Genomic DNA, 1,131 nt, shown 5'->3' with positions numbered 1-1,131 from the left:
CCCGCGCGGGCGGAGCCGCGGACCACCTCGCGGAGCAGCGCGGTGCCCAGGCCGCGACCGGTCGCCCCCGGTGCGAGGTAGATCGTGTCCTCCACGGTGTGCCGGTACGCGGGCTTCGGCCGCCACGGCGAGGTGAACGCGAAGCCGACCACCGCGCCGGACAGCTCCGCGACGAGGAACGGCAGGCCGCGGCCGGTGAGGTCGGCCAACCGCTGCTCCCACTCCGCCACGTCGGGCGCGACCTCCGCGAAGGTCGCGACGGTGTGGTCGACGTAGTGGGCGTAGATGCCGGCCACGGCTTCGAGGTCCGCGACCCCGGCGGGTCGGACGGTCGCTTCGGCGGGTGTCACGGGGTGCCCGTTTCTCTATAGCGAATGACTATGTCATCATAGCGAAATGCTGGACCTCGTCGTGCTGGGTGGTCGCGTCCAAGGCCTGCGGCACGACCGCGGCCTGACGTTGCAGCAGTTGGCCGACGCGGCCTCGGTGAGCGTGAGCATGCTGTCCTCGGTCGAACGCGGGCAGAAGGCGCCGACGGTCGTCGTGCTGGCCCGCATCGCGGACGGGCTCGGCGTCCCGCTGGCCGACCTGGTGGCCCAGGGCCGGCGGGTGGTCGTCCGCCGCGCCGCCGACCAGGACACCGTCGACGAGCCGGGCGGCTGGCGGCGGACCATCCTCACCCCGGTCGTGCCCGGCGTGAACTTCGAGTGGATCCGCACCACGCTCCCGCCCGGCTGCGACGCGGGCGAGTTCCCGGCCTACGCCCCCGGCTCGCACGAGTTCGTCGCCGTCGAGTCCGGCAGCCTGCGCCTGACCCTCGGCGGACAGGCCGTCCACCTCGACGCGGGCGACTCCGCCTACTTCGCCGCCGACGTCGTCCACGGCTACGCCAACCCGGGCTCCACGCCGTGCAGCTACCACGTGGCCGCGCTGGTCATGCGCCCGCGCGGCGCCGGAGGTCACCAGGTGACCGGCAGGGACCGCAGGCCGTAGATCGGCGCGTCGAACCTGAACCCGACCTCCTCGAACGGCACGGCCAGGCGCAGGTCGGGCAGCTCGGTCACCAGCGCGCGCAGGGCGACGCGCATCTCCAGGCGGGCCAGCAGCTGCCCGACGCACTGGTGCACCCCG

The 1,131-nt window shown here is 73.9% G+C and carries 2 protein-coding genes; one reads left to right on the top strand and one right to left on the bottom strand.

Going from position 1 to position 1,131, the window contains the following annotated elements; genetic code table 11:
- A partial coding sequence (locus AB0G02_RS41640) for an N-acetyltransferase family protein (RefSeq protein WP_360806525.1) occupies nucleotides 1-350 on the bottom strand: 350 nt, incomplete at its 3' end.
- A gap of 46 nt (nucleotides 351-396) precedes the next feature.
- On the opposite strand from AB0G02_RS41640, the gene AB0G02_RS41635 reads away from it, so the two are divergent.
- Nucleotides 397-993 carry a cupin domain-containing protein gene (locus AB0G02_RS41635; protein WP_360806522.1) on the top strand — a complete coding sequence of 199 codons (597 nt, stop codon included), beginning with the start codon at nucleotides 397-399 and terminating at the stop codon, nucleotides 991-993.
- Nucleotides 994-1,131 lie beyond the last annotated feature (138 nt).

The sequence above is a fragment of the Actinosynnema sp. NPDC023658 genome (assembly GCF_040639995.1).
Classification (GTDB): Bacteria; Actinomycetota; Actinomycetes; order Mycobacteriales; family Pseudonocardiaceae; genus Actinosynnema.
The sequence above is the reverse complement of the archived record's forward strand: the minus strand, read 5'-3'. Positions and strand labels throughout refer to the sequence as shown.